This window comes from Cutibacterium nasicola (assembly GCF_052654715.2).
Map to the genome: position 1 here is coordinate 2,046,727 of NZ_CP199745.2, position 25,187 is coordinate 2,071,913.

Consider the following 25,187-nt stretch of genomic DNA (forward strand, 5'->3'; position numbering starts at 1 on the left):
GATCCTACGAATACCGTCGTGGAATCTCCATGACGCCATCAAGCGGCGTGTTCCCACCAGCTCCGGAGTGCGCTCCAATTTCGGCAAGCTCCGCGACGATCATGAGGCTCACCGGCGAGTTTCGGCGCGCGGAGCCCTGTACCGGCATGCCTCCATCTCTGTGTTGCTTCGCGCTCCTTCATTCCATCGGGCCAGCTGTGGCCATTTTCACCACCATCCGAGGCATGCCAGGAAGCTCCCATCCGCGATGGACGTGCATCCCGATCTCAACGGTGACCGTGAACCCCGTCGGTGCGGTGTGCACCTGGCACGAGATCAGCTGCGTCCCGTTTGCCCTGGCTGTCTGCTCAGCCACCAGACATGCGGCCTCACCAGTGGCCTCAGCTCGTCCAGCCGCCAAGGCGGCCATGTCGGCGACGTCTTCGGCCCGATGACCAGCTGACCACCAGCCTGCTACAACGACGGACAGCCATACCGCCGCAATGAACCCCACCGCTGCAGCTGCCAGCAACAGGGTTCCTGAGCCCCGCTCCCGACGCGCGTCGGCACGTGAATGACTCTGCAGCGTTGACCCGGGCCGCAATGCTGACGTGGTCATGTCTGTCCCGGTTCCATCGGAGATCGGGCCTGACCGCGCAGATGCACTGGACCTATCCGTCCCAACGAGCGTTCCACCTCAACTGTCACATTGACCCAGCCGCTCGACGTCGTAGTTGACACCTGTGCTCCAGAGGGTGCGTGCTGCTGGGCCTGACGAGCGGACGCGGTGTCCCCACGAGCCATCTGGCGTGCTACCTGAGCAGCCGTCGTACGGCAGGCGTCCTCAACGACTATCAATCCCACCACCCAGCAACTGGTCACGACAATCAAGGCAGCTGTGATGAGACTGACGGCCATCTCGACCGTCACCATTCCCCGCGACGCGCGCTGACCGGATCGCCACGGGGAGCGACCCGGCGTGGCGGACGCCCCGTGACGCCCACCACGACGAGTCAGGTTGGTCACGGCAGCATGCCTCCCGCCTTACCAATGATGCTGACAACTAGCTTGAGGAGCTTCGTGAAAACTTCTTGATGGGTGATGACCTTGAGCAAGACCAATGCGAGCGCGACGGCTGCAAGCATGCCGACGGCGTACTCCGCGGTGGCCATGCCACGATCGACGATCTTGTTGCGGACCACTCGACATCGCCGGTGAGCGGGTGGTTCCACCGCAGCTTCGGTGGCGCCAACCAGGTCGAGGGACCTGGCACAGATGACGGGTTCCGCCGTTGGGTTCTTCTCAGACACTGTCGTCTCCTGTCTGTTCGTGCGTCCGGGCCACTCCCGACCGCCGCGAGGCCCACGCCTCACGTCTTCAGTTGTCGTCGGTACCCTCGAAATCCGTCATCTTCTTCATTTCTGTGGACAACCTCCGCACGAACCTCTCAGCCCCTTGTGGATAACCGCTTTTGCCACGGGCATGACGATGCCGACCGCGTCCTCGGACACGGCCATCGCCCTCGTCACAACACGCCGAGAACCATCCCGGCGATGATCGGAACCACCCCGACCAGCAGGAAGGCCGGGAGGTGACAGCAGACCAGCGGGCCGATGGCGTCAACACCGGCCTTGCGTGCCTTCTTCTCGGCCTGTTCGGCGGCGGCTGTCTGCAGTTGTGCGGCGTGAGCCGACAACAGCTCACTGATCCCCTCCCCGGAGTCAACGGCACGTGAGACGTCCTGGGCCGGATCCCGCCACACCGGCACCGATGCGAGGGTGCTCCACGCCGTGGAGTCCGGCACCCCAGCGGCCAAGGATGACGCCAACCGGTTCAAGTCCTCCGCGCAGGGCCCCTCCACGGATTCCGCCACTGTCCTCACTGCCGATCGCAGCGGCAGGCCGGCTTCCATCGCGCTGGAGAGCATCATGAGGGTTTCCGGCAATTGGGCAGCCCGGCGCTGCTCCTCCCGACGATGGGCCGAGGACTCCAGCTGACCGGATCCCCACCACACCACGGCTCCGGCGAGCACGGCCACGGCAACTGCCACAGACACAGACCAAGGAACCGCTGCCATCACTGCGCAACCCGTTACCAGGCCTGCCACGACTCGAACCTCGGGCCCGGGGGCTCCACTGCGAGGAGCGAGCCAGGCTGGCAGAGGTGTGCGACGTTCCGTTCGAATGTCCACCGCTGGCGGGATGACCAGCCAGACCGCCGCCGCGGCCATCAGCATCGCCGCGATCAGCACTCTTCCCATGTTGATACTCGTCACGGCAAGGCCTCCCTCGCCACGCGATCCGCCAGCGCTTCGCTCCACAGCACCCCGGCGCAGGCCAGCAGGGTCGCGCCGACCAGGCAGGCCCTGCCCAACCAGGTGGTTGTCAGGAAGACCGTCGGGCGTGCCCCGACGAGGTGTCCCATGAGCAATCCGACGAAGGGCAGCAGGCCCATGATCCGTCCAGACGCCCTGGCCGCAGCGAGCTCGGAGTCCAGGGTGGCTTCCAGACGAGCCCGTCGGGTGGTTCCTTCCGCGACTGACTTGGCAGCCGGGGCCAGCGGAGCACCCGTCGTCGCAGCCAACTGCCAGGCATGGGCCAGAGGTACCAAGCCCGCCATGCCCGGCTGCCGAGCGGTGGCGATGAGGGCGTCGGGAACACTTCCGCCCACTGCCTGGGCCCTCCTGGCCCGGGCCAGCACCTCGACGTCATCAGCAACGTGGTCCAGGGCCGCCGACGGAATCTCCCCAACCGACACTCGGCCCGCCAGAGCCCTCGTGGCCCGAGCCACTTCCCGTCCGCCCTTGAGGGTCTGGGCTCGTCGCCGCTGCCTGCGCACGACGATGAACACCGTCTCACCCACGGCGGTGGCCATGACGGCCCACGCCACACCGCTGGCACCCCACACCAACCCGGCGACGACAATCCCGGCCGGCACCGCCGACCACGCTGGAATACGTCGTCCCTCTCGTCGCCTCATGGGCGGCGGGATCACCATCCACACCGCCGCGCCCAAGAGCACCGCGGCCATCAAGATCGTCATGGGGCCACCTCCATCCCCAGCAGCTCAGACAGTTTCCCCGCGCCCGCCTCAAGGGTTGCCGCACCATTCGTGTCCCATCGCACGGCTGGCACCACGACCGCTCGGTCATTGACGTCGGTGAAAACCCCGATCTCGGCCACTCGTCGCCCTGCCGGTCCCCGTTCCAGGTGGATGACGGTTTGCAGGGCCGCGGTGATCTGGGCCGAGGCCGCCTCTCGTGACAAGCCGCCCAGGGCCGCCAGGGCCTCCAGCCGAGCTGGCACCTCGGCCACACCGTTTGCATGCACCGTGCCACATCCGCCCTCGTGGCCGGTGTTGAAGGCCATGAGGAGGTCCCGCAACTCCGCCCCTCGCACCTCTCCCAGGACGATCCGATCTGGCCTCATGCGCAGGCACTGACGTACAAGATCTGTGAGGGTGACCGAACCCTTGCCCTCGGAATTGGCGGCCCGAGCCTCCATCGACACCCAGTGAGGGTGGTCTATCCAGATCTCCCGGGAGTCCTCGACGATGACGAGCCGCTGATCCCTCGGCAGGCTCGTCAGCATCGCCGACAGCAGGGTCATCTTGCCGGTTCCGGTGCCACCGGTCACCAGGAAGGCCAGCTTGCGAGCCAGGACCTCGTCGATGATCCGTCTGCACCCCGGAGTCATTGACCCCCAGGACACCCAGTCATCAAGGGAAAGACGACGTCGCGACGGCACGCGCAGACTCAGACAGGTTCCCGGCCGGGCCAGAACGTCGAGGACGGCATGAACTCGGGTGCCGTCGGGCAGCCGGGCATCCACCCACGGGTTGCCGTCGTCAAGGCGGCGTCCCACCGCAGCCGCCAGGCGCACCGCAAGCGCCCGCACTTCTTCCGGCCCGCTGAAGGTGACATCAGTCAGTTCCAGACCCTTGCCGCGATCGACGAACACCTGATCCGGACCGTTGACGAGGACATCCGTCACCCCGTCCATCACCAGCAAAGGCTCCAGGCGACCGGCCCCGGTACTGGTGCGCCGCAGCTCCTCGACGACGGCCAGCACCGTCTTGTCGGAGGCCACCTGACCGCAGTCGAGGATCGCGTGGGCTACGTCCATCGGCGTCCAGTCGCGGCCAAGACCGGCCAGTTGCCGGCGCACCTGCTCGACCAACTGAGGGTCTGACTCGTTGCCACTCATGAGCCCATCACCAACTCAGCCAGCTCCTGGCATCGACGACACCATCGCCGCGAAGCCACCACCCACGGTGCCTCCGCATGACCCTGCCCACGAACCAGCCGGCGGTCATCCCTCACCACGAGGTCCGGTCGCACTCCGAGTACCGACTCGATGTCCTCGTCCGGCATCGATCGCCCTGGGCCACGTCTGGTCACCAGCAGGTTGGGAAGGTCCTGGCCTCTCGCCGTCATGACGGACCTGAGATCGCCCGCGACCACACCGACCCGCACGTCCAGGGACACCTCCGGAGCCGAGATGGGTCCCGGATCCACCACGACGAGATCGTGATCCCCCGCCAAGGAATCCACGACAGCCCGGCGTGCCGCTGGAGGCACCTGGGCACCCGCCCTCCCCGCGCTGACCACCTCGACGCCGTCAATGGACGGCAGGTGGGAGCCCAGATCGGTCGTCACCCCGCGCGCCGAGGCCAGCTCAGGCCACCGCCATCCGTCCGTCCTCTCGATGCCCAACAACAGATCGATCCCGCCGGCGTGGGGATCGAGTTCGACCAGTCCAACCTTCATCCCTGATCTCGCAGCGGCCCACGCCAATCCGGCCGCCAGGGTGCTCACCCCGGTGCCGCCGCCACTCGAGTCCACCTGCACCACGGTGGCCTTCGAGGTCGCGACCATGTCGTCATGGAGGATCTCGGTGAGTACCTGATTGGCCCGCGGCACGACGATGACACTGGCCGACAGGCCTGCCGACCACCGCGCAGCCTCCTCGGCGTCGAAACCGACGACATGGGTTCCCGGCCGAGACGACAGGCCCCAGGCCATCACTGTCCCGGCCATGTCGGCGCCAACGAGCAGCGGGCCGTACCGCGACCATGCCCGCGACACGGCGTCCCGATCCGCCACGACCTCGACGACCACCCCGCCACTGGCCGCCACCGACCCGACAACTTCGGACAATCGGTTGTCTCGGCTCACCAAGGTCACGGAGGTAACGTCCTCGGCAGGCCGGCGCGGCGCCGTGTCCCGTCCTTCTCCAAGAATCCTCATACCTTCAGTTCTCGTCGCAGGACTCGAAATCCGTCGCCAAATCCTGGACCTGTGGACAACCGTGGCAAACCGCCGAGGAACCCCTGTGGACAACCCCGACCGCAGCAGTTCCCCCTACAATCGGGCCCATGGCAGTCTCCTCCACCCCGCGTTTGCCCAGTGGCACGCTCGAATGGCTGACTGCTGGGTGCCTGGAACCGGGCCATCGCGTCATCGTGCTGTGTCCAACCATCACCTACTGCCGGGCCGTGGCCGCTCACGGGGTCGACGTGATGGCCGTCCATCGCGACCCTGGGACGGCAGCAAGACTGAACCGGATCCCCGGCGTCATGGCTGTCTGCGGATCGCCTGAGTCCTTGCCGCTCAACCCCTGCAGCTTCGACGCCGTCCTGGTACATCAGGGATTCCACGAGCTCGCTCCCGGGCTCGTCCTGCCCGAGGTCGCACGTGTCCTACGACCCGGTAGCGTGCTGGGCGTCTCCTGGCTGGTGCGCGACGACACCGTTCCATGGGTCAAGAGGCTGGCAGCCCTGCTGCGCACTATTGACGAGAACGCCATGAGTGGCGATTACGGCACCGAGTCGGTGCAGGGCCTGATCTCGAACACGTACTTCCCCGACGACGAACACACCACCAAGCGCCTCTGGGTCCCGGTCGACCGGGACGTCCTCATCACCATGGCGGCCAATCTTCCTGCCGTCCAGGACCTTGACGCCGACTCGCGCTCCGAGCTGCTGACCAAGGTCGCTGCCCTTGCTGACGATTCTGCCGGCACGAGCGGTTTGAGGTTGCCCTACCAGCTGGAATGCTGGCGGGCCTGGGTCGACCACGACGAACTCACCACCCCCATCCGCCCTGACGACAACGGGCTCACCATCACCCTCTGACCTCGACCTGTGACGTGACGATTCCGTCAGTCCACGACATGAGCATCGGTGGGTGCCGCCACACCCATTTGGTAGGTTTCTGAGCGAGGTGTGCCGGGAAGTCTGGTCGGCGTGACCGTGTCCCCTATCCCCGCTGAGCCTGTGCCACGGGTGCGCGAAAGGCATTCATGACGGATTCCCACAAGAACAAGCGGCCTCGCATGAGCATCCTCCGGCCGGTGACGGGCCCCAACGCCCTTCACCTGTCCGACATCTTCCGAAACGAGACCACCGGCGGCATGTTGATGCTGGCAGCCACGGTCGCAGCCCTCTTGTGGGCCAATTTCGGTCAGCATTCGTACCACTTCTTCCGCGAGTTGTCCGTTGGCCCGCTCACCCTCGAGGAATGGGCAGCTGATGGTCTGCTGACGATCTTCTTTTTCATCGCGGGTCTCGAGCTCAAGCGAGAGTTCGTCGAGGGGTCACTGTCGCGACCCGCCGACGCCCTGGTTCCCATCGTCGCCGCCGTCTGCGGAATGGTGTTCCCAGCTGGTATCTACGCGTTGTTCAACGTGCTGTCCTCTGACGGACATCCAGCAGGGTGGGCCATCCCGATGGCCACCGACATCGCGTTTGCCCTGGCGGTGCTGGCCATCGTCGGATCTGGTCTGCCACAAGCAGTACGAGCCTTCCTGCTCACACTGGCCATCGCTGACGACCTCGGTTCCATCATCGTCATCGCGGTCTTCTTCTCCCACGGCATCAACATCTGGTGGCTCCTGGGCGCGATTGCCTGTATCGCCTTGTGGGGCTTCATGCAGCACTTCCACGTCGACAACGGTTGGTGGTACGTCCCGATCTTCATCGTCGGTTGGTGGTCGATGCTCCACTCCGGTGTCCACGCCACCATCGCCGGTGTCGCCTTCGGTCTGCTCACCCGCACCGAGGAGGACGTCCTCGACGACCCCATCGACCGCTGGCAGCACAAGGTTGAACCGTGGTCAGCTGGCGCCGTCGTCCCTTTCTTCGCCCTCATGAGCGCCGGGGTGCAGGTCAGCAAGGAAACCTTCCTCGGCTTGTGGACCCACCCCATCTCCCTGGGCATCATCTGCGGCCTCATCGGCGGCAAGGTCATCGGCATCACGTTGGGCTCCTGGCTGACTGCCCGATTCACCTCAGCCGAGTTGGGTCGAGGTGTGGTGTGGCGCGACATCATCGCAGTCGCCATACTCGCCGGCATCGGATTCACGGTCTCGATGCTCATGACCGACCTGTCCTTCCCGAAGGACCACGACTTCGCCGACGAGGCCAAGGCCTCCGTGCTCGTGGCCTCCTTCCTGGCAGCCATCCTCGGGGGTGGTTTGCTCCACCATCGCGGCAAGAGACACAGTCTGTGGCAGGAGAAGCATCCTCACGAGGTTCCGGTGGCTGCCGGTACCTCGAACACCAGCGGCTGACCCGTTCCCTCGACGACAACTCAACCCGAATCCAGCAGATCGATCCGATTCCCGTTAGGCTGAGATCACCACATTCATGACGCGGAGGCATCCCATGGCACACAAGCTCCCGGTTGGCGACACGATCGACAACCTCAAGACGGACGGCCAGAAGTTCGTCCAGGACTCCAAGTCCTTGGTGACGGCGGAGATCAAGCCCGCCGCCAAGCACGCCGGGATTGGTGCCGGCATGTTCGGCGGTGCTGGTTACTTCGGCATCATCGGCGCACTGCTGCTCTGGCTGTGCGGCGCCTTCGCCTTCTCCCTCATGTGGCAGCACATCGGTGACTGGAGCATCCTGCTGTCCCTAGTCGTCGGTTTCGCGACGATGGCCGTCGTCATGTTCATCCTGGCCGGCATCCTCGCCCTGATCGGCAAGGGTCAGATCTCCCGGGTCAAGGCTCCAACCGGCGTCGTCGACGAGGCCAGGTCCACCCTCGAGGCCGTCAAGTCGGCCCTCGCCCGTGGCAAGTACAACGCCACTGCCCGCAACAGCATCGACGCCGTCGAGACATCCTCGTCTGAAGCCGCTCCTCGCCGCGCCAGCGGCGCCACGGCTACCCGCCACTGAACTCAGGTGTGACGCTGGTCCTCCCACGGCAATGTGAGAGGGCCAGCGTCGTTTTGTGTACCTTGATCTCGTGCTCTGACCTCGCGGATCAGGCGATGTCGTCAGGGGGTGGTGCCCTCCGGCAGACGCCGAGCCCCCAGATAGCTCTCCGGAATCTCCACCACTCGTTCACGGTCCCACGGACGCGACCAGCCACCGCGGTCGAGGAGGGTGTCAAGGACGTGCGCGGTGAATCCCCAGATGAAGAGGTCGGGAAGCACGAAAGCGGGCCCGCGATACCCCGACGGGTGACAGGTCGTGGCGCGAGCGGCCGGATTGGCCAGGTCTGCCAGTCTGACGCGTTGCACCAAGGCAACCTCGGCAGGATCGACGACGCCGACATCCCCTTCCCCACACCAGGTCGCCACGACGGTGGTGACGTCGGACTGGCTGGCAGCGACGTGGGCCGCCGGGAGCACTCCCCTGACGGTGACGAGACCTCGGTCCAGCCCGACTTCCTCACGGGCCTCACGCAAGGCCGTGTCGACGATGGTGTCGTCGCCCTCCTCCGCGCATCCGCCCGGGAGGGCCACCTGACCGGCGTGGTGGCGCAGGGACAGTGGGCGCCGTGTCAGGATGATGTCATTGTCGGTCTCACTGACGAGGGCGAGTACTGCTGAGGACCGTCCACCACCGGGACGACGGCCTACCGAGAAACTGGGGTCGTCGCGACCCAGGCTGGCAATGAGGGTACTCAGATGGCTCATGACGTCCTCCCGATGACCATGTCGGCGTCTCCACCGCAACCAGTCATGACCGCGCCGAGAATTGCCGTCCTCCTCATCGTCGCGGCTCCCTGACGAGGGCGGCGGCCTCCTCGGGGTCGGTTGGACCTTCCCCATAGGAGGGGCATCGTTCGGCCACTGGACAGACCCCACATGCTGGTCGTCGCGAATGGCAGCAACGACGACCGTGCCATATGAGGCGGTGGCACAGCATCACCCAGTCGCCCGGGTCGAAGAGATCGGCAAGATCGCTTTCCACCTTCGCCGGAGTCGTCGCGTCAGTCCACCCGAGTCGTCGCGCCACCCTCATGACGTGGGTGTCGGGGGTGATCCCGGGAACTCCGAAGGCATTGCCGAGGACGACATTGGCGGTCTTGCGGCCCACGCCCGGCAGGATCACCAAGGAGTCGAGGTCTTCGGGGACGTCGGCACCGAACTCGTTGACCAGTTGTGCTGCCATTGACACCAGCCGCACCGCGCGGGTCGGCCCAAATCCCAAGGGTGCCACGACCGCCTCGACCTCGCCGACATCAGCGCTCGCGAGGGTCTGCGGATCGGGCCAGCGAGAGAACAGGGTGGGGGTGACGGTGTTGACCCGTCGGTCAGTCGTCTGAGCCGACAGCACGGTGGCGACAAGGAGCTGGTAGGGGCTGTCGTGGTGCAACTCGCAGCACGCATCGGGGTAGGCCTCGACCAACAACTCGGCCACCTCGTCAGCGTGCCTCCTGCACTGATCCCGACGCACTGAGGTGGTAGATGTGGCTGCCATGATTCCAAGCATAGAAGGGGGAAATGGCCCCCAGTGCCATCGCAAAATGTGACACCTGCCACAATACAGGGACATGTATGCGGTGATCCGGCCGCCGATGGTCGGACGATGCAGATGCTCGTGAGGGGAGACGTTCGAATGACAAATGTGGTGGCAGCAGCGGCGACCCAACCGTTCTTCGCAGCTCTCGGCCCCGCCTCTGCCGCCCGACTCATGGCGATGTGCGAGGCCTTGGTCTGTCCGCGAAACACGGTGATCTTCGAGGCCGGCGATCCAGCCGACAACCTCTACCTCGTCGTCGAGGGCAAGGTGAAGCTCACCCGCTCCACCACTGCCGAAGACCTCACCCCTCGAGACTCGCTGCTGTGGCTCATGGGCCCCAGCGACATGTTCGGGGAGCTGTCACTGGTCGACGGTGGCATGCGCTCCACGACGGCCACCGCCCTCACCCGCTGCAGCTTGCTCAAGGCACCCGGCTTGCAGATGCGCGAACTCGTCGAGACCCGCCACGATGTTGCCCTAGCCATGCTGGGTCGGTTGTCGGAACGACTGCGTCGGGCTGACGACAACACCGCCCACTTCGTCTCCGGTGACGTTCCCAGCCGTCTGGCCTACACCTTGCTCGACCTGGCACACCGGTTCGGCAACGAGAACCCGTCGACGGGCCACATCGTCGTCCGTCATGACCTCACCCAGCACGAGCTCGCCCAAGCCGTTGGTTCCTCTCGCGAGACCGTCAACAAGGCTCTCACCGACTTCACCGCGCGCGGCTGGATCGCCGTACGTCCCAAGGTCGTCACGATCATGGAGCCCGAGAAGCTGGCGGCACGCGCACAGTGACAGGCCCAGTTGAATGTCTGCCCCTCCGGGGACGCAGACATTCCCAGAACAGCGAAAACGTCCGGGTCCAAGTACAAAACCTGGCCCCGGATGCTCATTGATCTGTGAGTGATCAGGCCTCGACAGTCAGCTCAACCTCGACGGGCGATCCGAGTGGCAGGGTGGCCACACCGACGGCGCTGCGGGCGTGACGGCCTTGGTCGCCGAAGATCTGTCCGAGCACTTGAGAGGCGCCATTGGCGACCCCGGCCTGGCCGGTGAAGTCCGGGGCGGAGTTGACGAAGACGACAACCCGGACGACACGCTTGATGGCATCAAGTCCACCGGCGACCTCAGAGGCAGCCGCGATCGCGTTGAGGACCGCAGTACGAGCGGCCTCGGTGGCCTGCTCCGCAGAGACGGTGTCGCCCACCTTGCCGACAGCGGTCAGCCCGCCGTTGACGAGAGGCAGCTGGCCAGAGGTCAGGATCTGTGACCCGGTCTGGATGGCCGGCACGTAGTCGGCCACCGGAGCCGCGACCGGCGGGAGGGTGATTCCCAGTTCAGCGCACTTCGTCGTGGCACTCATCGGGACTACTCCTGCTCAGGCAGCGGGCGCTTGAAGTAGCCCACCAGTGATTCCGGGTTGGGGCCTGCAACGATCTGGACGAGTTCCCAGCCGTCGGCTCCGAAGTTGTTGAGGATCTGCTGCGAGGCGTGCACCAGAATTGGTGCCGTGAAGTACTCCCACCGGGTCATGACGTCACCTTGGCGGTTTTCGGTTGAGAGCCCTGATCGGCCAGCAACACGTCACGCCAGCTCGTCACGTCCGGACGCTCGCGCAGCAGGCGTCGCCTCTCGCGCTCGGTCATTCCTCCCCAGACCCCCCACTCAAGTCGGTTGTCCAGGGCTTCGGCAAGGCACTCCGGACGCACGCGGCAGCCAGTACAGATCCGCCGGGCGCGGCGCTGCTCCTTCCCGTCCGGGAAGAGGGCATCTGCCATTCCGCGACAATTCGCCCGGAGTGTCCAATCGTCAGCTTCGTTGCTTCCCACGAACCTCACGGTACGCGGTAAGGATGCCTCTTGACAAGGCACGGCACCTCCGAATCGACCGCACAGCGGGTCAACTCGTGGTGGTGCCCACACTGGAGTCTAAAGTTGTGTCATGGACACCACGCCCACCACTGGATGGGGAATCGCAGGCACCGGACGCATCGCCCGCACGGTTCTCGACGACTTCGCACACGTGCCTGGGGCACGCATTTGCGCAGTCGCGTCGAGGTCGCCCGCGCGTGCCAATGCCTTCGCCGATCTCGTCTCCCAGAAGCTCGGCACACCACGTCCCGACGCTCACGATTCGTATGCCGACATGATCGCCACCCCCGCTGTCGACGTCGTTTATGTGGCAACTCCGCATCCTCAGCACCGCCCGATAGCCCTGGCGGCCATCGAGGCGGGCAAGGCCGTCCTGGTCGAGAAGTCCTTCGCCGCCACTGCCGAGGCCGCGACCGAAATGGCGCAGACTGCTCGGGCCCACAGGGTCTTTGCGATGGAGGGAATCTGGACCCGATTCCTCCCCGTCGTCACGGAGATGATCGATGCCGTCAACAGCGGTGCGATCGGGGAGCCGACGGGTGTTCAGGGGGACTTGTTTGCCCTGCGCGATTACGACCCGGAGGACCGTCTCTTCTCCCCTGCGCTGGGCGGCGGAGTGACCCTTGACCTCGGTGTCTACGTCCTCGATTTCGTTATCCGGCTCTTCGGCGAACCCACCGAGGTCATCGCTCGTGGCAAGCACTTCCCCAACGGCGTCGACTCTGACGCCTCCATGCTGCTGACCTTCCCGAAGAACAAATTCGCCACGCTGGCGATCTCTCTGACCTCTGACGGTCCAGGACGCATGACGATCCAGGGCACTGACGGATGGATCGAGGTGGAGCCGCGGTTCCATCATCCCAGTCGCATCCTCATCCATCGTCGCGGGGTCATCCCGGAGGTCCACAACACCCCTGCCCTGGGACGCGGCTATGCCCACGAGCTCATCGAGGTCTGCGAGTGCCTTCGGGCTGGGCGCACCGAGAGCCGGACGATGCCGCTGGACGACACCCTGGCGGTGGCTCGCACGATGGCAGCCATCCTCGACCAGCTCGGCGTCGAGAATCACGACGACACCGAGCTGCCGTCCTGACGGTCACGCATCGACAACGCGCATCGGGTGGTCACCGTCGAAAGGTGGCCGCCCGATGTCATGGGTCCATCAGGGGTGCGATTAGGCTTTCTCGACCTTCACGGCCAGACCGAGCTCCTCGTCACGGAACCACTGGTCGTCGGCCTCACAGCGGTTGACGGAGGTGGCCAGCACCTCGCCGGAGATCTCGTCGAGGTGCTCCTCGACGGCCCCCGCGAGCTCATCATCAGCCTGCCAGGACAGGCAAATACGGTCGGAGACGTCCAGGCCGGCCTTCTTCCGGCTGTCCTGGATGAACCGGATGACCTCGCGAGCCTGACCGGCGCGGGCCAGCTCCGGGGTGACCTCCAGGTCCAGAGCCACCGTCTCACCCTGCTCGTTGAGGACACTCCAGCCCTCGCGCGGACGCTCGGAGATGATGACGTCGTCATCGGTCACGACCGCTTTCCCGCCCTCGACCTCAGGCACCTCCAACTCGACCGACCCGTTGGAGGCCAGCTCGGAGGCCAGCCATTCCGGATCGGCAGCGGCGATGGCGGCAGCAACCTTCGGCGTGGCCTTGGCGTACTTCTTGCCGAGTGAGCGGAAGTTGCCCTTCGCGGAGTGGTCAACGAGGTCGCCGGCCGCAGTGAAGGAGTCCAGAGCCATGACGTTGAGCTCGGAGCGGATCTCGGCCTGCAGGTCCGCGTTCAGCTTGGCCAGAGCGGCCCCCGAAATGAGGGCGCGCGACAGCGGCTGACGGATCTTGGCCTTGGCCTCAGCACGAGCGCCACGCCCCAGCTCGACGATGCGTCGGGCCAGGTCCATCGACTCGGTGAGGGACTCGTCGATGACGGACTCGTCGGCAACCGGCCAGGTCGACAGGTGCACCGACTTCGGGCCTTCCGGATTCGTCGTCACGAAGAGGTCCTGCCAGACGCGCTCCGTGATGAACGGCACCATTGGGGCCATCAGACGGGTGAGCGTCTCGAGAGTCGCGTGTAGAGTCCACAGGGCAGCCTGGTCGCCATCCCAGAAGCGACGACGGGAACGACGCACGTACCAGTTGGACAGCTCGTCGACGAACTGAGCGATGAGGGTTCCGGTGCGCTGGGTGTCAAAGTTGTTCAATGCCTCGGTAACCTCACGGACGAGGACGTTGGTGGCGCTGACCAACCAACGATCCATCACGTGACGCTGTGCGACAGCAGGGGGGACAACCCCCCCGGACCCCCTCGCGGGGACGGCATCGCGCTGCAGACCTGTGTCGGGGGACCACCTGTTGGCGCGGGCGTACAGGGCCTGGAAGCTGACGGTGTTCCAATAGGTCAGCAGCACCTTGCGGACCGTTTCCTGGATGGTGTCGTCACCGACACGACGAGCGCTCCACGGGGACCCGTCGGCCACCATGAACCAGCGCACCGCGTCGGCACCGTGGGCGTCCATGAGTGGGATGGGCAGCAGGATGTTGCCCAGGTGCTTGCTCATCTTGCGGCCGTCCTCAGCGAGGATGTGACCCAGGCACAGCACGTTGCGGTACGAGGTCTCGTCGAAGACGAGGGTTCCGACCGCCATCATGGTGTAGAACCAGCCGCGGGTCTGGTCGATGGCCTCACAGATGAAGTCGCCCGGATAGTGAGACTCGAACTTCTCCTTCGAACCCGGCACGTGTGGGTAGCCCCACTGGGCGAAGGGCATCGAGCCCGAGTCCAGCCAGGCGTCAGCCACCTCGGGGACGCGGTGGTAGGTGTGACCGTCACGGGTGATGGTCACTTCATCGATGAACGGACGGTGCGGGTCCATTCCGGTGAGGTCGCGTCCGGCGTACTGGGACAGCTCCGCGAGCGACTCCACGCAAATGATGTCGAAAGGATCGTCGTCGTTGCGCCACAGCGGCAGCGGGGTGCCCCAGTAACGCGACCGACTGACGGCCCAGTCGATGTTGTTCTCCAGCCAATCGCCGAAGCGGCCGTGCTTGATGGTCTCGGGGTACCACGTGGTGCCCTCGTTCTGCTCGAGCAGCTGTTCCTTGACGCGAGTGGTGCGGATGTACCACGACGGCTGGGCGTAGTAGATGAGGTGGGTGTCGCACCGCCAACAGTGCGGGTAGGAGTGCCAGTGCATGTCAAGGCGGAAGAGGATTCCGCGTTTGTCGAGGTCTTCGCACAGTGCCTTGTCGGCGGTCTTGAAGAACTGCCCACCAACCATCGGCACGGAGTCCTCGAAGGTGCCGTCGGGACGGATTGGGTTGACCAGAGGCAGGCCGTAGCTGCGGCAGGTCAGCAGGTCATCGGCGCCGAAGGCCGGAGCCTGATGCACCAGACCGGTACCGTCCTCGGTGGTGACGTAGTCGGCGAGGATGATGAAGTTGGCGTCAGCCGGGGTGGGACGACCGTCGGTGGTGACGCGCTCGGTCTTGGGCCACTCCAGGAAGTCGTACGGACGCTCGTAGGTCCAGAACTCCATCTCGCTGCCCATGAAGGACTCACCGGTGAGGCTCCAGCCCTCACCCAGCACCTTCTCGAAGAGCGGCTCGGCGATGACGAGGTCTTCGGAGACCGGGTCATCCCCGGACGTGGTGGCGACGGCGTCGGAACCCTCCGGAACCGGATCCTGGTGGGCGACAACGTAACGCACCTCGGGGTGCACCGCGACGGCGGTGTTCGAGATGAGGGTCCACGGGGTGGTCGTCCACACCAGCAGCTTGGCTCGGCCTGCCAGCGGACCGGAGGTCACCGAGAAGCGCACATAGATGGACGGGTCGCGGTCGTCCTGGTAGCCCTGGGCCAGCTCGTGGTCGGACAGGGTGGTACCGCAACGCGGGCAGTACGGGGCGACGCGGTGGTCTTCGCCGAGCAGACCCTTGTCCCAGATCCGTTTGAGGCCCCACCACACCGACTCGACGTAGGACGGGTTCATCGTCCAGTACGCCTCGTCCATGTTGACCCAGTAACCCATCCGCTCGGTGAGCTCACTGAAGGCGTCAACGTGACAGGTGACGGACTCACGGCACTTGGCGTTGAAGGGCTCAACGCCGTACTTCTCGATGTCGGGCTTGCCGGAGAATCCCAGCTCCTTCTCCACGGCCAGTTCGACGGGCAAACCGTGGCAGTCCCAACCGGCCTTGCGGTCGACACGGAATCCCTGCATGGTCTTGAAACGGGGGAAGACGTCCTTGAAGACTCGGGCCTCGACGTGGTGAGTGCCAGGCTGACCGTTGGCGGTCGGCGGGCCCTCGAAGAAGGTCCACGGCTGGCCGTTCTTGGTGGCTTCCAGGGTCTTCTCGAAAGTGTGTTCCCGGGCCCACAGATCCATGATCTCGTGGTCCATCGCGGGAAGGTCAATCTGCGGCGGCACGCAGTTGTACTGCCGGCAGGTGTCAGGGCGGACTGAGTTCACATCGGTCATCGCGGCGGGTGGGTCCTTCGTCTCGGGTCTCCGAGGGACGAGCACACCGGATTCTCCGGGTACCCGCGGTACCACCCTCCTTGCACGACGTCAACGACGTCGGCCTCTCGGTTCGTCGATCGCTGCTGGTTCTACTGAGGCGGTACATGCACTCGCCCGTTCTTCCGGCGACTCCGGGGTGATCGCCCCATCACTGCCTTGCGGTCGCAAGCATCCTACTCCACGAAAGGACGAGTGCGGCGGACCCAAGGGGCGCCGCCGTGGCAATTGTGTAGCAACGCATCGCCGATGCCACCGCAGGTGTCACCAAGGCCCATCACACACCGAAACACCACACGCAGCAGGTCGCCCACCGACCTGGTGTCTCAAGCACCGCACCAACCCAGGGCGGTGCGCTTCAGAACCCCCTCGCCGCGAGCAACTTCTCGATGACCTGCGCAACCCCGTCCTCAGCATTCGACGGCGCCCGGTGACGAGCTGCTGCGACCGCCACCGGCACCGCATTGGCCATAGCGTAGGAGTCCCCTGCCCAAGCGAGCATCTCGACGTCATTGGCTCCATCGCCAAAAGCCACCGTGTCCCCTCGGTCAATACCTAGGTGATCGCACAGCATCGACAAACCGGAATCCTTGGTAACCCCTCTGGCACTGATCTCCAGCATCGGTTTCCCCGAGGTCGTGACGTGCACCTCATCAGTCATCCCGACGCTCTCGGCGCGGGCAAGGATCTCCTCAATGGGCAGGTCCGGGTGGCGAGCAACCATCTTGAGGCAGTCTCCGTCAAGTACCTCGTCCAAATCCAGGGCAGGCATCTCGGACGGATCACGGGAATGATCGGCGAAGGTCGTCAGCTCGGCATAGCCGCGCTGAGATGCGAAGGTCAGGCCGTCATCCTTGATCGTCAGGAAGCGGATGCCAGGAGCCACAGCAAGGAGGCGATGAGCAAACTCGTTTGCCACGGTGGCTAACATGAGCTGACGAAACAGCACTGTGTGGGCCTGAAGGTCCCAGCAGATGGCGCCGTTAGAGCACAGTGCCCAGCGACCCAGGTCGTCCTGCCATCTCTCAATGCCATAAATCTGCCGGGCCGTGACCGGCACCACCGGCACTCCGGCTCTCTCCGCGGCATCAATGACATCGCGAGTACGAGGGCTGATGGTGCCGTCGGTGGTCAGGAGGGTTCCGTCAAGGTCTGTTGCGATGAGCACACTGCGAGGTTATCGAGATGCCAGTAGCTCCTCGACGACAACGGCGAAACCGTCCTCCTGACAGGAGGGAGCGCGCCTGTCAGCGGCAGCGATAGCCTCCGGCTGGGCACCGCCCATCGCGTAGGAGGTCCCAGCCCACTGCAACATCTCCACGTCATTGGCGCCATCCCCCAAGGCGACAACGTCTGCGCGATCCTCCCCGAGGAGGTGGCAGATACGTTCGAGACCGCTCGCCTTCGTCACACCTGCCGGCCCGGCCTCAGCCACTGTGAACCCGGACCAGGTAGCATGAACTCCGGGTACCTGCAGACGCTGGGATGCCTGGTAGATGTCTTGAGCAGGCACTGTCGGGTGCACGACCATGAGTTTGACAGCCTCGGTGGAACATAGTTCCTCGCGACTGACGCGGACGTGCTCGGCAGGATCATTCTCGGACTCGAAGGCGGGGACGATGTCGTCGTACCCCTTCTCAACGAGAAACACCGACGAGTCCCCCACTTCCGCACAAAACACCGTCCCTGGAAGCTCGGCGGTCACCTGGTCGACGTAGGACTTCACGGTGTGGACCGGCATCGTCGCTGTGAAGAGTGTCTCGCCAGTGGACATGTCTACCCCGACGGCACCGTTACAGACCAAGGAATGCTGGTGAAAGACCGGCCCAATTATCCGCAGCCCGCCAATGGCACGCCCCGTCACCGGAACGACGCGAATACCCGCTGCCTCAGCGGCTTCTACAGCGACCCGGTTTCGAGGGGACACCGTGGCATCGAGGCTGAGGAACGTTCCGTCGAGATCGGTCGCAATGAGCACGCCGCCACCCTACCGAGAAGTCCAGAATCCGTCCTCGTTTGGGTACCGTCGGTGCGGGCGACCACAATGGTGTTGCAGGGCAATCCTGCGCGACGTGAGGAGGGTGTCAGATGGCGGAGAAGCGATCGGGTGCTCGTGGTGGACTCACGTCCCGAAACCATCCGCGCCCCTGGCGCAACGACGATCCCATCCCGCGAACTGCTGACGGGATCGACGCCCGGATCTTCCGCCCGGGCCAGCCTTCTGCGCAGCCCGCTACCCCTCCCGAACCCCCGGTCGAGGAGGACAACGCGACGCGTATGGCCTCATTACGCCACGCGTCGACGTCATGGCCGCTGACCCGCGCTGGTACGGTCACTCCACGAAACAGCAAGGCGAAATCCCACCATTCCAGGCCGCCCAAAGCACACCGGGCACGACACGTGCCGCTGGAGAAATTGTTCCGGGCCAAGACGCCGGTGGAGCCCACCCTGGCCCTCAATCTGGGCAACGCCGAGATGGCGGCCATGCAGGCCCGTCGTGTCGTCGACCTCGTCACCCGGATCGCAGTCATGGCGATCTCGGTGGGAGAATCCGCTTCTGAGGCCGTCGCAATGGCCCTCCGCATCACCGCAACCTACGGGGTGACCGTCCACATCGACATCACCAACACGTCGGTCATCGTCACCCAGCATCGCGGACTCGACGAGGACCCCATCACTGGGCTGCGGGTGGTCCGCTCCCGCAGCAGCGATTACCAGCGCCTCGGCGAGCTACAGCTACTCGTTGACGACATTTGCGACAAGACCGTTGACCTTGAGGAGGCCACTGACCGCCTGGCTGCCATTACGCGCAGCCCACGGCTGTACCGTCAGTGGTTTGTCACGATGAACATCGGTCTCATGGGGGCGGGACTGTCCACCCTGTTTGGCGGTAGTGCGCTGGACGGTGTGCTGAGCTTCTTCTCGACGTGCCTTGTCGACGCGACCGTCCAGGCGATGGCGCGCAAGAGGATCGCAAATTTCTTCGCCCAGGCAGCCGGTGGTGCTATCGCTACCGCATTCGCCCTTGTCGTCATGGTGTACATGGCAGCTGCCGATCACCCGCTGTCACTGTCTCCGTCTCTCATCGTCGCCGCTGGAATCGTCTCGTTGCTGGCAGGCGGTTCCTTCGTCGCGGCCTCCCAGGACGCCCTCGACGGCTACGTCGTCACAAGTTCCGGCCGATTCCTGGAGGGGTTTGTTCAAACCGGAGGCATCATTCTTGGCGTCATTACGGCGATGTGGATCGGGCTGAGACTCGGGGTGCCCGGGTACATCTCACCCTCCCTGGGATTCTCCACCAACCCGATCCTCCAGATGGTCGCTGCCGCAGTCATCGCTGTGACCTTCGGCATTTCCTCCCATGCCGGATACCGTACTCTGGCCATTTGCGCTGCCCTTGGCGCGATCGCCTGGGCAGGCTACCTGCTGGGGATGCACCTGACGACGTCGGTAGCGGCAGCCTCGGGGCTCGGCGCCATGGTTGCTGGCATCATCGCCGCCCTGGGGGCCCGACGTTGGAAGGTGCCGCAACTCGGTCTGGTGACGATCGCCATCGTCCCCCTGATGCCCGGTGTCATGATGTACCGAGCGCTGTACATGATCGTCAACGCCCGCAACGAGACCGGCGTCACCACGGACAACGGCTGGGCCCTCTTTCTGGAGGCCCTACTGGTGGGAGTGGCGCTGGCCGTGGGCGGCAGCTTCGGAGCCCTCATCACTCGCCCGTTCACCTTGCCGAAGGATCTGCGCTCCCGGCTGGCAACCCTGGCTTCCTGGGGTGCCGGCCAGGCCGTTCCGCGCGAACGGCGTCGCCGTCGGTCCCAGCCCCCGGCTGATCCGCGTCATCCGGCTCTCAACAATCCCGACAACGACCCGTCCATGACGGGAACCTGGGCGAGGTAGCGCGCCTGGCCGACGCCGTCCTCAGTCCACCCGGGTCATCCGGGCCTTGGGCACCGGGACACACCACCTGGCCACGAGCCCCAGCAGGACCGGCGGGACGACCACGATGAGTGCCAGCCAGCCGAGTGGCCATGCGACAGGCTGCACCGTGTCGGCACACGCAATCATGATGACGATGGGCACGAATCCCACGATCAACCCGAGCACCTGGCCGATACCTGTCGTGACGAAGGCCTGTGCCGCAACCATGCGTCGCAGCGTCGCGGTGGAGGCTCCCACCGATGCGATGGCAGTACGCGAGGCGTTAGAGTCCGACAAGGTCAGGGCAAGTACCACGGCTCCCACAAAGGTGGCCAGGAGCGCCCCGATGATCGCTGCCCAGCGCACGACGGTTCCCGAGATGTCCGCGTATCCCTCTTCCCAGAAAAAGTCGGAGGTGCTTCCGGTGATGTCCATCAGGGAGCGCTGCAGACGGTCCCCCTCCTCCGAGGTCGGGGGGTGTGGCAGACGAAGCCACGTGTCCGTCGTCTGGGTCTTCATGTCGTCGGGACTGACTCCCAGCACCTTGGCAGCAGTGTTGCGTCCGATGAGGGCTGGCATCTGGAGGCCGAGAGAGTTCTCGGGGGCCCTGATCGCCGTCACCTCGAGGTCATGGGCCCCATTCGGTCCACCGTCCTGGAAGACTGATTCCCGGGATCGTTCTCGCGCATCGGGTTGGAAGAGGATGATGCCCTCGTCAAGGGCCTTCATGACCTCATCATCGGCATCCTGCCCAGTCAGCAACTCGTAGAGGGTGCCATCGTCAATGACCACCGATGGGATGTACAGATTGCTCACATTCATATCGAGACTGTTGCTGCAGTTCTGTCCGTCCTTGTCGCAGGTGACAGGTTCCACCGCACGCTGGTACTTCACGGATGGCCCGAAGACTGCCTCAACCTGCTTGATCTCCTTGCTCATGCGTTTTCCAGAAACATGATGCCCACCGGTGTCGTCCCCAGCCAACACCGCCACGTTGGCGGCATAAGTCGGCTGGTAGTTGTTTCGCTCCTGGATGGCGATGCCGTCCGCCAACGTCACGAAGGCACATGCCAGGACGGTGATGGCCATCGACGCCGCTGCTCCGGCAACCGCCCTTCCCCGATTCCGGTTGAGATCGCGCAGCGCAAAGCGGAGCGACAGTCGCGAGGACGGCCGCCCAGACAGCCTGTCAACAAGCCGCGGCAGAGCCAAGATCGCGGCCAGATACAAGATGACGATGGTGACGACGATCCCGATGTTGAGAGGGATGACGTCGTCGGAGCCCGACACGTGGACGAGATCGTAGACGACGACACCGATCCCAACGAGCACTCCAACGATCGCCACGACGGTCGCTGCGATCGGACGACGTGCTGGAGGGGCAGCTGCCTCAGCATGTTGAACCCCCATGAGGACGTCCTGCCGAGCCACCTCCCGCGCCGGGAACCAACAGGCGACCACCGCTGCCAACAGACCGATGACCAGGCCGATGATTGCGTACTCCCAGTCGACGCTGTAGGTCAGGAGGTATCCGGGATTGGCTCGGCGTCCGATGGCCACGAACGCATTGGCCACTCCGATGCCGAGCACTACTCCGAGCACCGCGCCCATCGAGCCGAGCAACAGTCCTTGGCCGATCATCACACCCATGAGGTCTCGTCGGGCTGCACCGGTGGTTCCCAACAGAGCGAGCATGCGACGCTGCTGGCGAGCCCCGATGGAGAAGGCAGCAGCAGCGATGGTGGCGGTGACGATCGAGGAGAGAACGGCGGCAGCCAGGACCAGGGCGAAGATCTGGCCGGCGACGAGGCCGTCATCGTCAGAGGCACTGTCGGATTTCCGGTCCTCGACGCCCAGGCCCGACGCGTTGAGTTTCGCGATCTGTTCCTTGGCGAGCTGCGGACCTCTGACGTAATAGATGAGATCCCCATTCATGACGAGTGGATCCTCGGGTCCCACCCAGAAAGTCGGTTCGTAGCTGGACCGGTCCCGCGTCAGCCCTGTGATGGTACGTTGACGACCCTCGATGGTGACGTGTGAGCCGATGGACCAGCCATACGTCTTCGCGGCGTCCCCGGAGACCCAGACGCTGTTGCCACGAGGCATCGGGCCACTCGGGAACTCCATGCGATCAGGACGCATGGCGGTCACGTCCATCCCCTTGACGATGACCTCGAAGGTGGCAGATCGCCATGCCACGTCGACAGTCTGGGTCCGCAACGGATACAGCTCGTGGCCCGCGACGTGAAGGTTCTCCATCGCCTGCCTTTGACGAGCGTGCAACTCGGGAGTCGGCGATCCCTGGACGCCACAGTGAGCGGAATCCGGACCGTACTGGGAGCAATGACCATCCCAGTCCTCAATCGGCATGATGAGCATGTCGGCGTCGCCATACTTCGAGACGGCCTGGCCCTCCGTGGTGGTTCCATCGGCCTCGAAGATCGTGCCCAGCCCGGACATGATGGCCACGGGCAGGGCTATCAGCAGCACGATGAGCAGGGAACGCGCCTTGTGCTTGCGGATGTCCCGGACGGCCAACCGGGTGATGAGACGGCGGTGGGATCGTCCACGTGCGACGACCTCTCCGGAGAGTCGGACGGTGGCGCCGCTGTCGGGGGTGTTCTCGGTTCCCATCACCACTCCCCGCGCTTCGGGTTGTGGCTGAGGAGTTCCATGGGGTCGCTGACGACCTGGGACTCATCGACGAGTTGGCCGTCACGCAGGAAGACCACGCGGTCTGCCCAGGCTGCGTGGCGTGCCTCGTGGGTCACCAGGACGACGGCAACCCCCTCGTCGGCAAGCGCCCGGATGAGGGCCATGATGTCGTCACCCGTCGCAGAATCAAGGGCACCGGTGGGCTCGTCGGCGAGGAGTACCCGGCGGTCCCCGACAATGCCGCGCGCGATGGCGACCCGCTGGCGCTGTCCACCCGACATCTCCTCGATGTGACGATCAGCAAGGTCGGGCAGACCGACACGTTCCAGGGCGATCTCAGCCGCATTGCGGGCACGCTTGGCCGATGCCCCGTCGAGTTCAAGGGGCAGGGAGACATTCTCGACCGCGGTGAGGGTGGGGACGAGGTTGTAATCCTGGAAGACGAAGCCGAGCTGACGGCGTCGCACCCGTGCCAGGTCGTCACGGGACATGCCCCCCAGCGGCTCTCCACATACGGAAACCGTGCCGGAGGTGGGCTGATCCAGTCCGCCGGCGAGGCCGAGCAGGGTGGACTTGCCCGAGCCTGATGGCCCCATGACGGCTGCGAAGGTACCGGGATTGATGCCCAGACTGACGTCGATGATGGCGTCGACCCGTTGCTCGCCCTCACCGAAGGAACGACTCACGTGGTCCAGGGACAAGACGGTGCGAGGCGCCGGAAGGGTGATCTCGTCAGCGGCGCGCGGCGGGGTCGACGTCATGCGGTTCAGGCCTCCTGGGTGACCTTGGGCTCTTCGGTCACGGCCTCGACGGGCTCGTCATGGCGGCAGCGGGAGGTCTGGATGGCCTTGGATTCACAGTGGTCAAGCCAGCGGATCTCGGCCTCGGCGACGAAGATCATTCCGTCAACGAGGAGCTGGCCGGCGAGGTCTTCCTCGGCGACACCGCGGCGGGCCTGGCGGTATTCCTGCAACTGGTGCATGGTGGCGCGGCGCTGATCCTGGATGAGGGCAGCGACGTCGACCTCCTTCGAGGTGGCCGCAAGGGCAATCTTGATGGCCAGCTCGTTACGCGGCGGATTTGCCGGGGTGATCGGGGTGGCGAACCACTTGCGCACCTCTTCGCGACCCTCCGGGGTGATGGTGGCAATGACCCGGCCATCGGGGGTCTCGTCGCCCCGGAAGCACAGCCGATCACGCTCGAGGCGGTCCAAGGTTGTGTAAACCTGTCCAATATTGAGGGGCCAGGTGTGATTTGTACGGCGATCAAACTCATTTTTGATCTCATAGCCGTGACGGGGCTTCTCAGCCAGTAAAGCGAGGATGGCGAACCTGATGGACATGTGACCTCCGGGTGACGTGATGCAATCTTGGTCAAGAGTCGCATACGCGGTATCCATTAGTCAAGGAATCGCCGCTCCTGACCACTTGGTGAGACACATCGCGGATCAGGCGCCGACATGGAGACGTCCTTCGAAGGCACGCCCCAAGGTCACCTCATCAGCGTACTCCAGATCGCCGCCGACGGGCAGGCCGGAAGCCAGACGCGACACCGTCACACCCATGGGGCTGATGAGACGAGACAGGTAGGTCGCCGTCGCCTCCCCCTCGAGGTTCGGGTTCATGGCCAGGATGACCTCGGTCACCGTCTCGTCGGCCAGGCGCTGGCACAGCTCACGGATGTGAAGGTCAGCAGGACCCTTGCCATCCAGCGGGGAGATGGCCCCACCCAGGACGTGGTAGAGGCCACGAAACTGACGGGTGCGCTCCACGGCGATGACGTCCTTGGACTCCTCGACGACGCAGATCATTGACCGGTCCCGACGCGGGTCGCGGCAGTACTGGCACACCTCGTCGGAGGAGACGTTGAAGCAGATCTTGCAGAACTTAGCCTTCTCCTTGACCTCGCGCAGGGCGTCGGCCAGTTCGTTGACCTCCTCTGCCGGGGCGTCGAGGATGTGGAAGGCGATCCGCTGTGCACCCTTCGGCCCGATCCCGGGTAGCCGGGAAAGGGCGTCAATGAGTTCCTGCAGCGGACCGTCGTACATCAATTCTCCTGTCTGACGTGTGGGGGTGGATCAGAGCCCGAGGCCCGGCATCTGTGGCATGAGGGACTGCTGCATGGTGTGGGCCTGCTCGGTGGCGTCCTTGACGGCAGCCACGACGAGATCGGCGAGGATCTCGGCATCGGTGCCCTCGAGGGCCTCGGGAGTGATCGTCAGGGCATCGAGATCGCCAGTTCCGGTGACGGTGGCACGGACAAGTCCGCCGCCGGCAGTACCCTCGAAGCTGCTCTCCGCGAGCTGGTTCTGGGCCGCCTCGAGCTGGCCCTGGACGGACTGAGCCTGGGCGAGCAAGGCGCCCATGTCGATTCCGCTGAGGTCGAATCCTCCAGTGGTCATGGTGTCTCCCGTATGTGTGTGGCCCCTGGTCCTCGCTGGTGGGGCGGTGTCGTGACCCACAGTAGCCGTCCGGCGACGA

General features: G+C 64.9%; 26 protein-coding genes. 6 read left to right on the forward strand and 20 right to left on the reverse strand.

Going from position 1 to position 25,187, the window contains the following annotated elements:
• Positions 1–178: 178 nt before the first annotated feature.
• The 7 genes from ACUCCZ_RS09730 to ssd form a co-directional block, all read right to left on the reverse strand.
• Positions 179–598, reverse strand: coding sequence for an Rv3654c family TadE-like protein (locus ACUCCZ_RS09730; protein WP_435917326.1), 420 nt, complete (start codon positions 596–598; stop codon positions 179–181).
• Positions 595–912, reverse strand: coding sequence for a TadE family type IV pilus minor pilin (locus tag ACUCCZ_RS09735; RefSeq protein ID WP_435917402.1), 318 nt, complete (start codon positions 910–912; stop codon positions 595–597). Before ACUCCZ_RS09735 ends, ACUCCZ_RS09730 begins: the two co-directional genes overlap by 4 nt.
• A gap of 89 nt (positions 913–1,001) precedes the next feature.
• Complete coding sequence (locus tag ACUCCZ_RS09740) at positions 1,002–1,289, reverse strand: DUF4244 domain-containing protein (protein ID WP_435917327.1); 288 nt, start codon at positions 1,287–1,289, stop codon at positions 1,002–1,004.
• Between the two features lie 215 nt (positions 1,290–1,504).
• Positions 1,505–2,239 (reverse strand): type II secretion system F family protein, encoded by a 735-nt coding sequence (locus ACUCCZ_RS09745; RefSeq protein WP_435917403.1) that lies wholly within the window; start codon positions 2,237–2,239, stop codon positions 1,505–1,507.
• 11 nt (positions 2,240–2,250) lie between these two features.
• Positions 2,251–3,021, reverse strand: coding sequence for a type II secretion system F family protein (locus tag ACUCCZ_RS09750; RefSeq protein WP_435917328.1), 771 nt, complete (start codon positions 3,019–3,021; stop codon positions 2,251–2,253).
• On the reverse strand, positions 3,018–4,184 hold the full coding sequence (locus ACUCCZ_RS09755; protein WP_435917329.1) for a TadA family conjugal transfer-associated ATPase: 1,167 nt from the start codon (positions 4,182–4,184) through the stop codon (positions 3,018–3,020). Before ACUCCZ_RS09755 ends, ACUCCZ_RS09750 begins: the two co-directional genes overlap by 4 nt.
• The gene (gene ssd, locus ACUCCZ_RS09760; protein WP_435917330.1) at positions 4,181–5,227 is read right to left on the reverse strand and encodes a septum site-determining protein Ssd; all 1,047 of its coding nucleotides are present in this window, start codon (positions 5,225–5,227) and stop codon (positions 4,181–4,183) included. Before ssd ends, ACUCCZ_RS09755 begins: the two co-directional genes overlap by 4 nt.
• A 128-nt stretch (positions 5,228–5,355) precedes the next feature.
• Between ssd and ACUCCZ_RS09765 the strand changes: the two genes are divergently transcribed.
• The 3 genes from ACUCCZ_RS09765 (at position 5,356) to ACUCCZ_RS09775 (ending at position 8,160) form a co-directional block, all read left to right on the forward strand.
• Complete coding sequence (locus tag ACUCCZ_RS09765; protein ID WP_435917331.1) at positions 5,356–6,114, forward strand: class I SAM-dependent methyltransferase; 759 nt, start codon at positions 5,356–5,358, stop codon at positions 6,112–6,114.
• Positions 6,115–6,281: 167 nt separating this feature from the next.
• Positions 6,282–7,550, forward strand: coding sequence for a Na+/H+ antiporter NhaA (gene nhaA, locus ACUCCZ_RS09770; protein WP_435917332.1), 1,269 nt, complete (start codon positions 6,282–6,284; stop codon positions 7,548–7,550).
• A gap of 94 nt (positions 7,551–7,644) precedes the next feature.
• Positions 7,645–8,160, forward strand: coding sequence for a phage holin family protein (locus ACUCCZ_RS09775; protein WP_435917333.1), 516 nt, complete (start codon positions 7,645–7,647; stop codon positions 8,158–8,160).
• Between the two features lie 101 nt (positions 8,161–8,261).
• On the opposite strand, the gene ACUCCZ_RS09780 is transcribed toward ACUCCZ_RS09775, so the two are convergent.
• Positions 8,262–8,906 (reverse strand): NUDIX hydrolase, encoded by a 645-nt coding sequence (locus ACUCCZ_RS09780; RefSeq protein ID WP_435917334.1) that lies wholly within the window; start codon positions 8,904–8,906, stop codon positions 8,262–8,264.
• A gap of 73 nt (positions 8,907–8,979) precedes the next feature.
• Entirely contained in the window at positions 8,980–9,705 is a 726-nt protein-coding gene (gene nth / locus ACUCCZ_RS09785) for an endonuclease III (protein ID WP_435917335.1), read from the reverse strand.
• 96 nt (positions 9,706–9,801) lie between these two features.
• Between nth and ACUCCZ_RS09790 the strand changes: the two genes are divergently transcribed.
• The gene (locus ACUCCZ_RS09790; protein ID WP_435917336.1) at positions 9,802–10,533 is read left to right on the forward strand and encodes a Crp/Fnr family transcriptional regulator; all 732 of its coding nucleotides are present in this window, start codon (positions 9,802–9,804) and stop codon (positions 10,531–10,533) included.
• 112 nt (positions 10,534–10,645) lie between these two features.
• Here ACUCCZ_RS09790 and ACUCCZ_RS09795 read toward each other — a convergent pair whose 3' ends face one another.
• The 3 genes from ACUCCZ_RS09795 to ACUCCZ_RS09805 are packed head-to-tail and all read right to left on the reverse strand — an operon-like array spanning position 10,646 to position 11,567.
• A complete protein-coding gene (locus ACUCCZ_RS09795) occupies positions 10,646–11,101 on the reverse strand; it encodes a RidA family protein (RefSeq protein ID WP_435917337.1) in 456 nt (151 codons plus the stop codon).
• 5 nt (positions 11,102–11,106) lie between these two features.
• Positions 11,107–11,271 carry a DUF4177 domain-containing protein gene (locus ACUCCZ_RS09800; RefSeq protein ID WP_435917338.1) on the reverse strand — a complete coding sequence of 55 codons (165 nt, stop codon included), beginning with the start codon at positions 11,269–11,271 and terminating at the stop codon, positions 11,107–11,109.
• The gene (locus ACUCCZ_RS09805; RefSeq protein WP_435917339.1) at positions 11,268–11,567 is read right to left on the reverse strand and encodes a WhiB family transcriptional regulator; all 300 of its coding nucleotides are present in this window, start codon (positions 11,565–11,567) and stop codon (positions 11,268–11,270) included. The genes ACUCCZ_RS09800 and ACUCCZ_RS09805 overlap by 4 nt, the downstream gene beginning before the upstream one ends.
• Before the next feature lie 112 nt (positions 11,568–11,679).
• Between ACUCCZ_RS09805 and ACUCCZ_RS09810 the strand changes: the two genes are divergently transcribed.
• Positions 11,680–12,702, forward strand: coding sequence for a Gfo/Idh/MocA family protein (locus ACUCCZ_RS09810; protein ID WP_435917340.1), 1,023 nt, complete (start codon positions 11,680–11,682; stop codon positions 12,700–12,702).
• 81 nt (positions 12,703–12,783) lie between these two features.
• Here the strand turns inward: ACUCCZ_RS09810 and ileS are convergent, their stop codons facing one another.
• The 3 genes from ileS to ACUCCZ_RS09825 all read right to left on the reverse strand — a co-directional run bounded on the left by ileS (position 12,784) and on the right by ACUCCZ_RS09825 (position 18,106).
• Positions 12,784–16,089: an isoleucine--tRNA ligase gene (gene ileS / locus ACUCCZ_RS09815; RefSeq protein WP_435917341.1), complete on the reverse strand. Its 3,306-nt coding sequence runs from the start codon at positions 16,087–16,089 to the stop codon at positions 12,784–12,786.
• 397 nt (positions 16,090–16,486) lie between these two features.
• A complete protein-coding gene (locus ACUCCZ_RS09820; protein ID WP_435917342.1) occupies positions 16,487–17,296 on the reverse strand; it encodes a Cof-type HAD-IIB family hydrolase in 810 nt (269 codons plus the stop codon).
• Between the two features lie 9 nt (positions 17,297–17,305).
• A complete protein-coding gene (locus ACUCCZ_RS09825; protein WP_435917343.1) occupies positions 17,306–18,106 on the reverse strand; it encodes an HAD hydrolase family protein in 801 nt (266 codons plus the stop codon).
• A gap of 458 nt (positions 18,107–18,564) precedes the next feature.
• Between ACUCCZ_RS09825 and ACUCCZ_RS09830 the strand changes: the two genes are divergently transcribed.
• Positions 18,565–20,031, forward strand: a complete 1,467-nt coding sequence (locus tag ACUCCZ_RS09830) for a threonine/serine exporter family protein (protein WP_435917404.1) — start codon at positions 18,565–18,567, stop codon at positions 20,029–20,031.
• Between the two features lie 21 nt (positions 20,032–20,052).
• Here the strand turns inward: ACUCCZ_RS09830 and ACUCCZ_RS09835 are convergent, their stop codons facing one another.
• The 5 genes from ACUCCZ_RS09835 to ACUCCZ_RS09855 form a co-directional block, all read right to left on the reverse strand.
• The gene (locus ACUCCZ_RS09835; protein ID WP_435917344.1) at positions 20,053–22,686 is read right to left on the reverse strand and encodes an ABC transporter permease; all 2,634 of its coding nucleotides are present in this window, start codon (positions 22,684–22,686) and stop codon (positions 20,053–20,055) included.
• Positions 22,686–23,468, reverse strand: coding sequence for an ABC transporter ATP-binding protein (locus ACUCCZ_RS09840; RefSeq protein WP_435917345.1), 783 nt, complete (start codon positions 23,466–23,468; stop codon positions 22,686–22,688). The genes ACUCCZ_RS09835 and ACUCCZ_RS09840 overlap by 1 nt, the downstream gene beginning before the upstream one ends.
• A gap of 5 nt (positions 23,469–23,473) precedes the next feature.
• Positions 23,474–24,049 (reverse strand): PadR family transcriptional regulator, encoded by a 576-nt coding sequence (locus ACUCCZ_RS09845; RefSeq protein WP_016666833.1) that lies wholly within the window; start codon positions 24,047–24,049, stop codon positions 23,474–23,476.
• A gap of 105 nt (positions 24,050–24,154) precedes the next feature.
• Positions 24,155–24,754, reverse strand: coding sequence for a recombination mediator RecR (gene recR, locus ACUCCZ_RS09850; protein WP_016666832.1), 600 nt, complete (start codon positions 24,752–24,754; stop codon positions 24,155–24,157).
• A gap of 30 nt (positions 24,755–24,784) precedes the next feature.
• Positions 24,785–25,108, reverse strand: a complete 324-nt coding sequence (locus tag ACUCCZ_RS09855; RefSeq protein WP_016666831.1) for a YbaB/EbfC family nucleoid-associated protein — start codon at positions 25,106–25,108, stop codon at positions 24,785–24,787.
• Positions 25,109–25,187: the final 79 nt, after the last annotated feature.

Excerpts from the sequence above, each read along its gene's own strand:
- ileS (WP_435917341.1), bottom strand. The coding sequence starts at position 16,089 with ATGACCGATGTGAACTCAGTCCGCCCTGACACCTGCCGGCAGTACAAC.
- ACUCCZ_RS09790 (WP_435917336.1), top strand. The coding sequence starts at position 9,802 with ATGCAGATGCTCGTGAGGGGAGACGTTCGAATGACAAATGTGGTGGCA.
- ACUCCZ_RS09755 (WP_435917329.1), bottom strand. The coding sequence starts at position 4,184 with ATGAGTGGCAACGAGTCAGACCCTCAGTTGGTCGAGCAGGTGCGCCGG.
- ACUCCZ_RS09810 (WP_435917340.1), top strand. The coding sequence starts at position 11,680 with ATGGACACCACGCCCACCACTGGATGGGGAATCGCAGGCACCGGACGC.
- ACUCCZ_RS09730 (WP_435917326.1), bottom strand. The coding sequence starts at position 598 with ATGACCACGTCAGCATTGCGGCCCGGGTCAACGCTGCAGAGTCATTCA.
- nth (WP_435917335.1), bottom strand. The coding sequence starts at position 9,705 with ATGCTTGGAATCATGGCAGCCACATCTACCACCTCAGTGCGTCGGGAT.
- ACUCCZ_RS09735 (WP_435917402.1), bottom strand. The coding sequence starts at position 912 with ATGGTGACGGTCGAGATGGCCGTCAGTCTCATCACAGCTGCCTTGATT.
- ssd (WP_435917330.1), bottom strand. The coding sequence starts at position 5,227 with ATGAGGATTCTTGGAGAAGGACGGGACACGGCGCCGCGCCGGCCTGCC.
- ACUCCZ_RS09795 (WP_435917337.1), bottom strand. The coding sequence starts at position 11,101 with ATGAGTGCCACGACGAAGTGCGCTGAACTGGGAATCACCCTCCCGCCG.
- ACUCCZ_RS09780 (WP_435917334.1), bottom strand. The coding sequence starts at position 8,906 with ATGAGCCATCTGAGTACCCTCATTGCCAGCCTGGGTCGCGACGACCCC.
- recR (WP_016666832.1), bottom strand. The coding sequence starts at position 24,754 with ATGTACGACGGTCCGCTGCAGGAACTCATTGACGCCCTTTCCCGGCTA.
- ACUCCZ_RS09835 (WP_435917344.1), bottom strand. The coding sequence starts at position 22,686 with ATGGGAACCGAGAACACCCCCGACAGCGGCGCCACCGTCCGACTCTCC.
- ACUCCZ_RS09745 (WP_435917403.1), bottom strand. The coding sequence starts at position 2,239 with ATGGGAAGAGTGCTGATCGCGGCGATGCTGATGGCCGCGGCGGCGGTC.
- ACUCCZ_RS09840 (WP_435917345.1), bottom strand. The coding sequence starts at position 23,468 with ATGACGTCGACCCCGCCGCGCGCCGCTGACGAGATCACCCTTCCGGCG.
- ACUCCZ_RS09800 (WP_435917338.1), bottom strand. The coding sequence starts at position 11,271 with ATGACCCGGTGGGAGTACTTCACGGCACCAATTCTGGTGCACGCCTCG.
- ACUCCZ_RS09845 (WP_016666833.1), bottom strand. The coding sequence starts at position 24,049 with ATGTCCATCAGGTTCGCCATCCTCGCTTTACTGGCTGAGAAGCCCCGT.
- ACUCCZ_RS09775 (WP_435917333.1), top strand. The coding sequence starts at position 7,645 with ATGGCACACAAGCTCCCGGTTGGCGACACGATCGACAACCTCAAGACG.
- nhaA (WP_435917332.1), top strand. The coding sequence starts at position 6,282 with ATGACGGATTCCCACAAGAACAAGCGGCCTCGCATGAGCATCCTCCGG.
- ACUCCZ_RS09855 (WP_016666831.1), bottom strand. The coding sequence starts at position 25,108 with ATGACCACTGGAGGATTCGACCTCAGCGGAATCGACATGGGCGCCTTG.
- ACUCCZ_RS09765 (WP_435917331.1), top strand. The coding sequence starts at position 5,356 with ATGGCAGTCTCCTCCACCCCGCGTTTGCCCAGTGGCACGCTCGAATGG.
- ACUCCZ_RS09750 (WP_435917328.1), bottom strand. The coding sequence starts at position 3,021 with ATGACGATCTTGATGGCCGCGGTGCTCTTGGGCGCGGCGGTGTGGATG.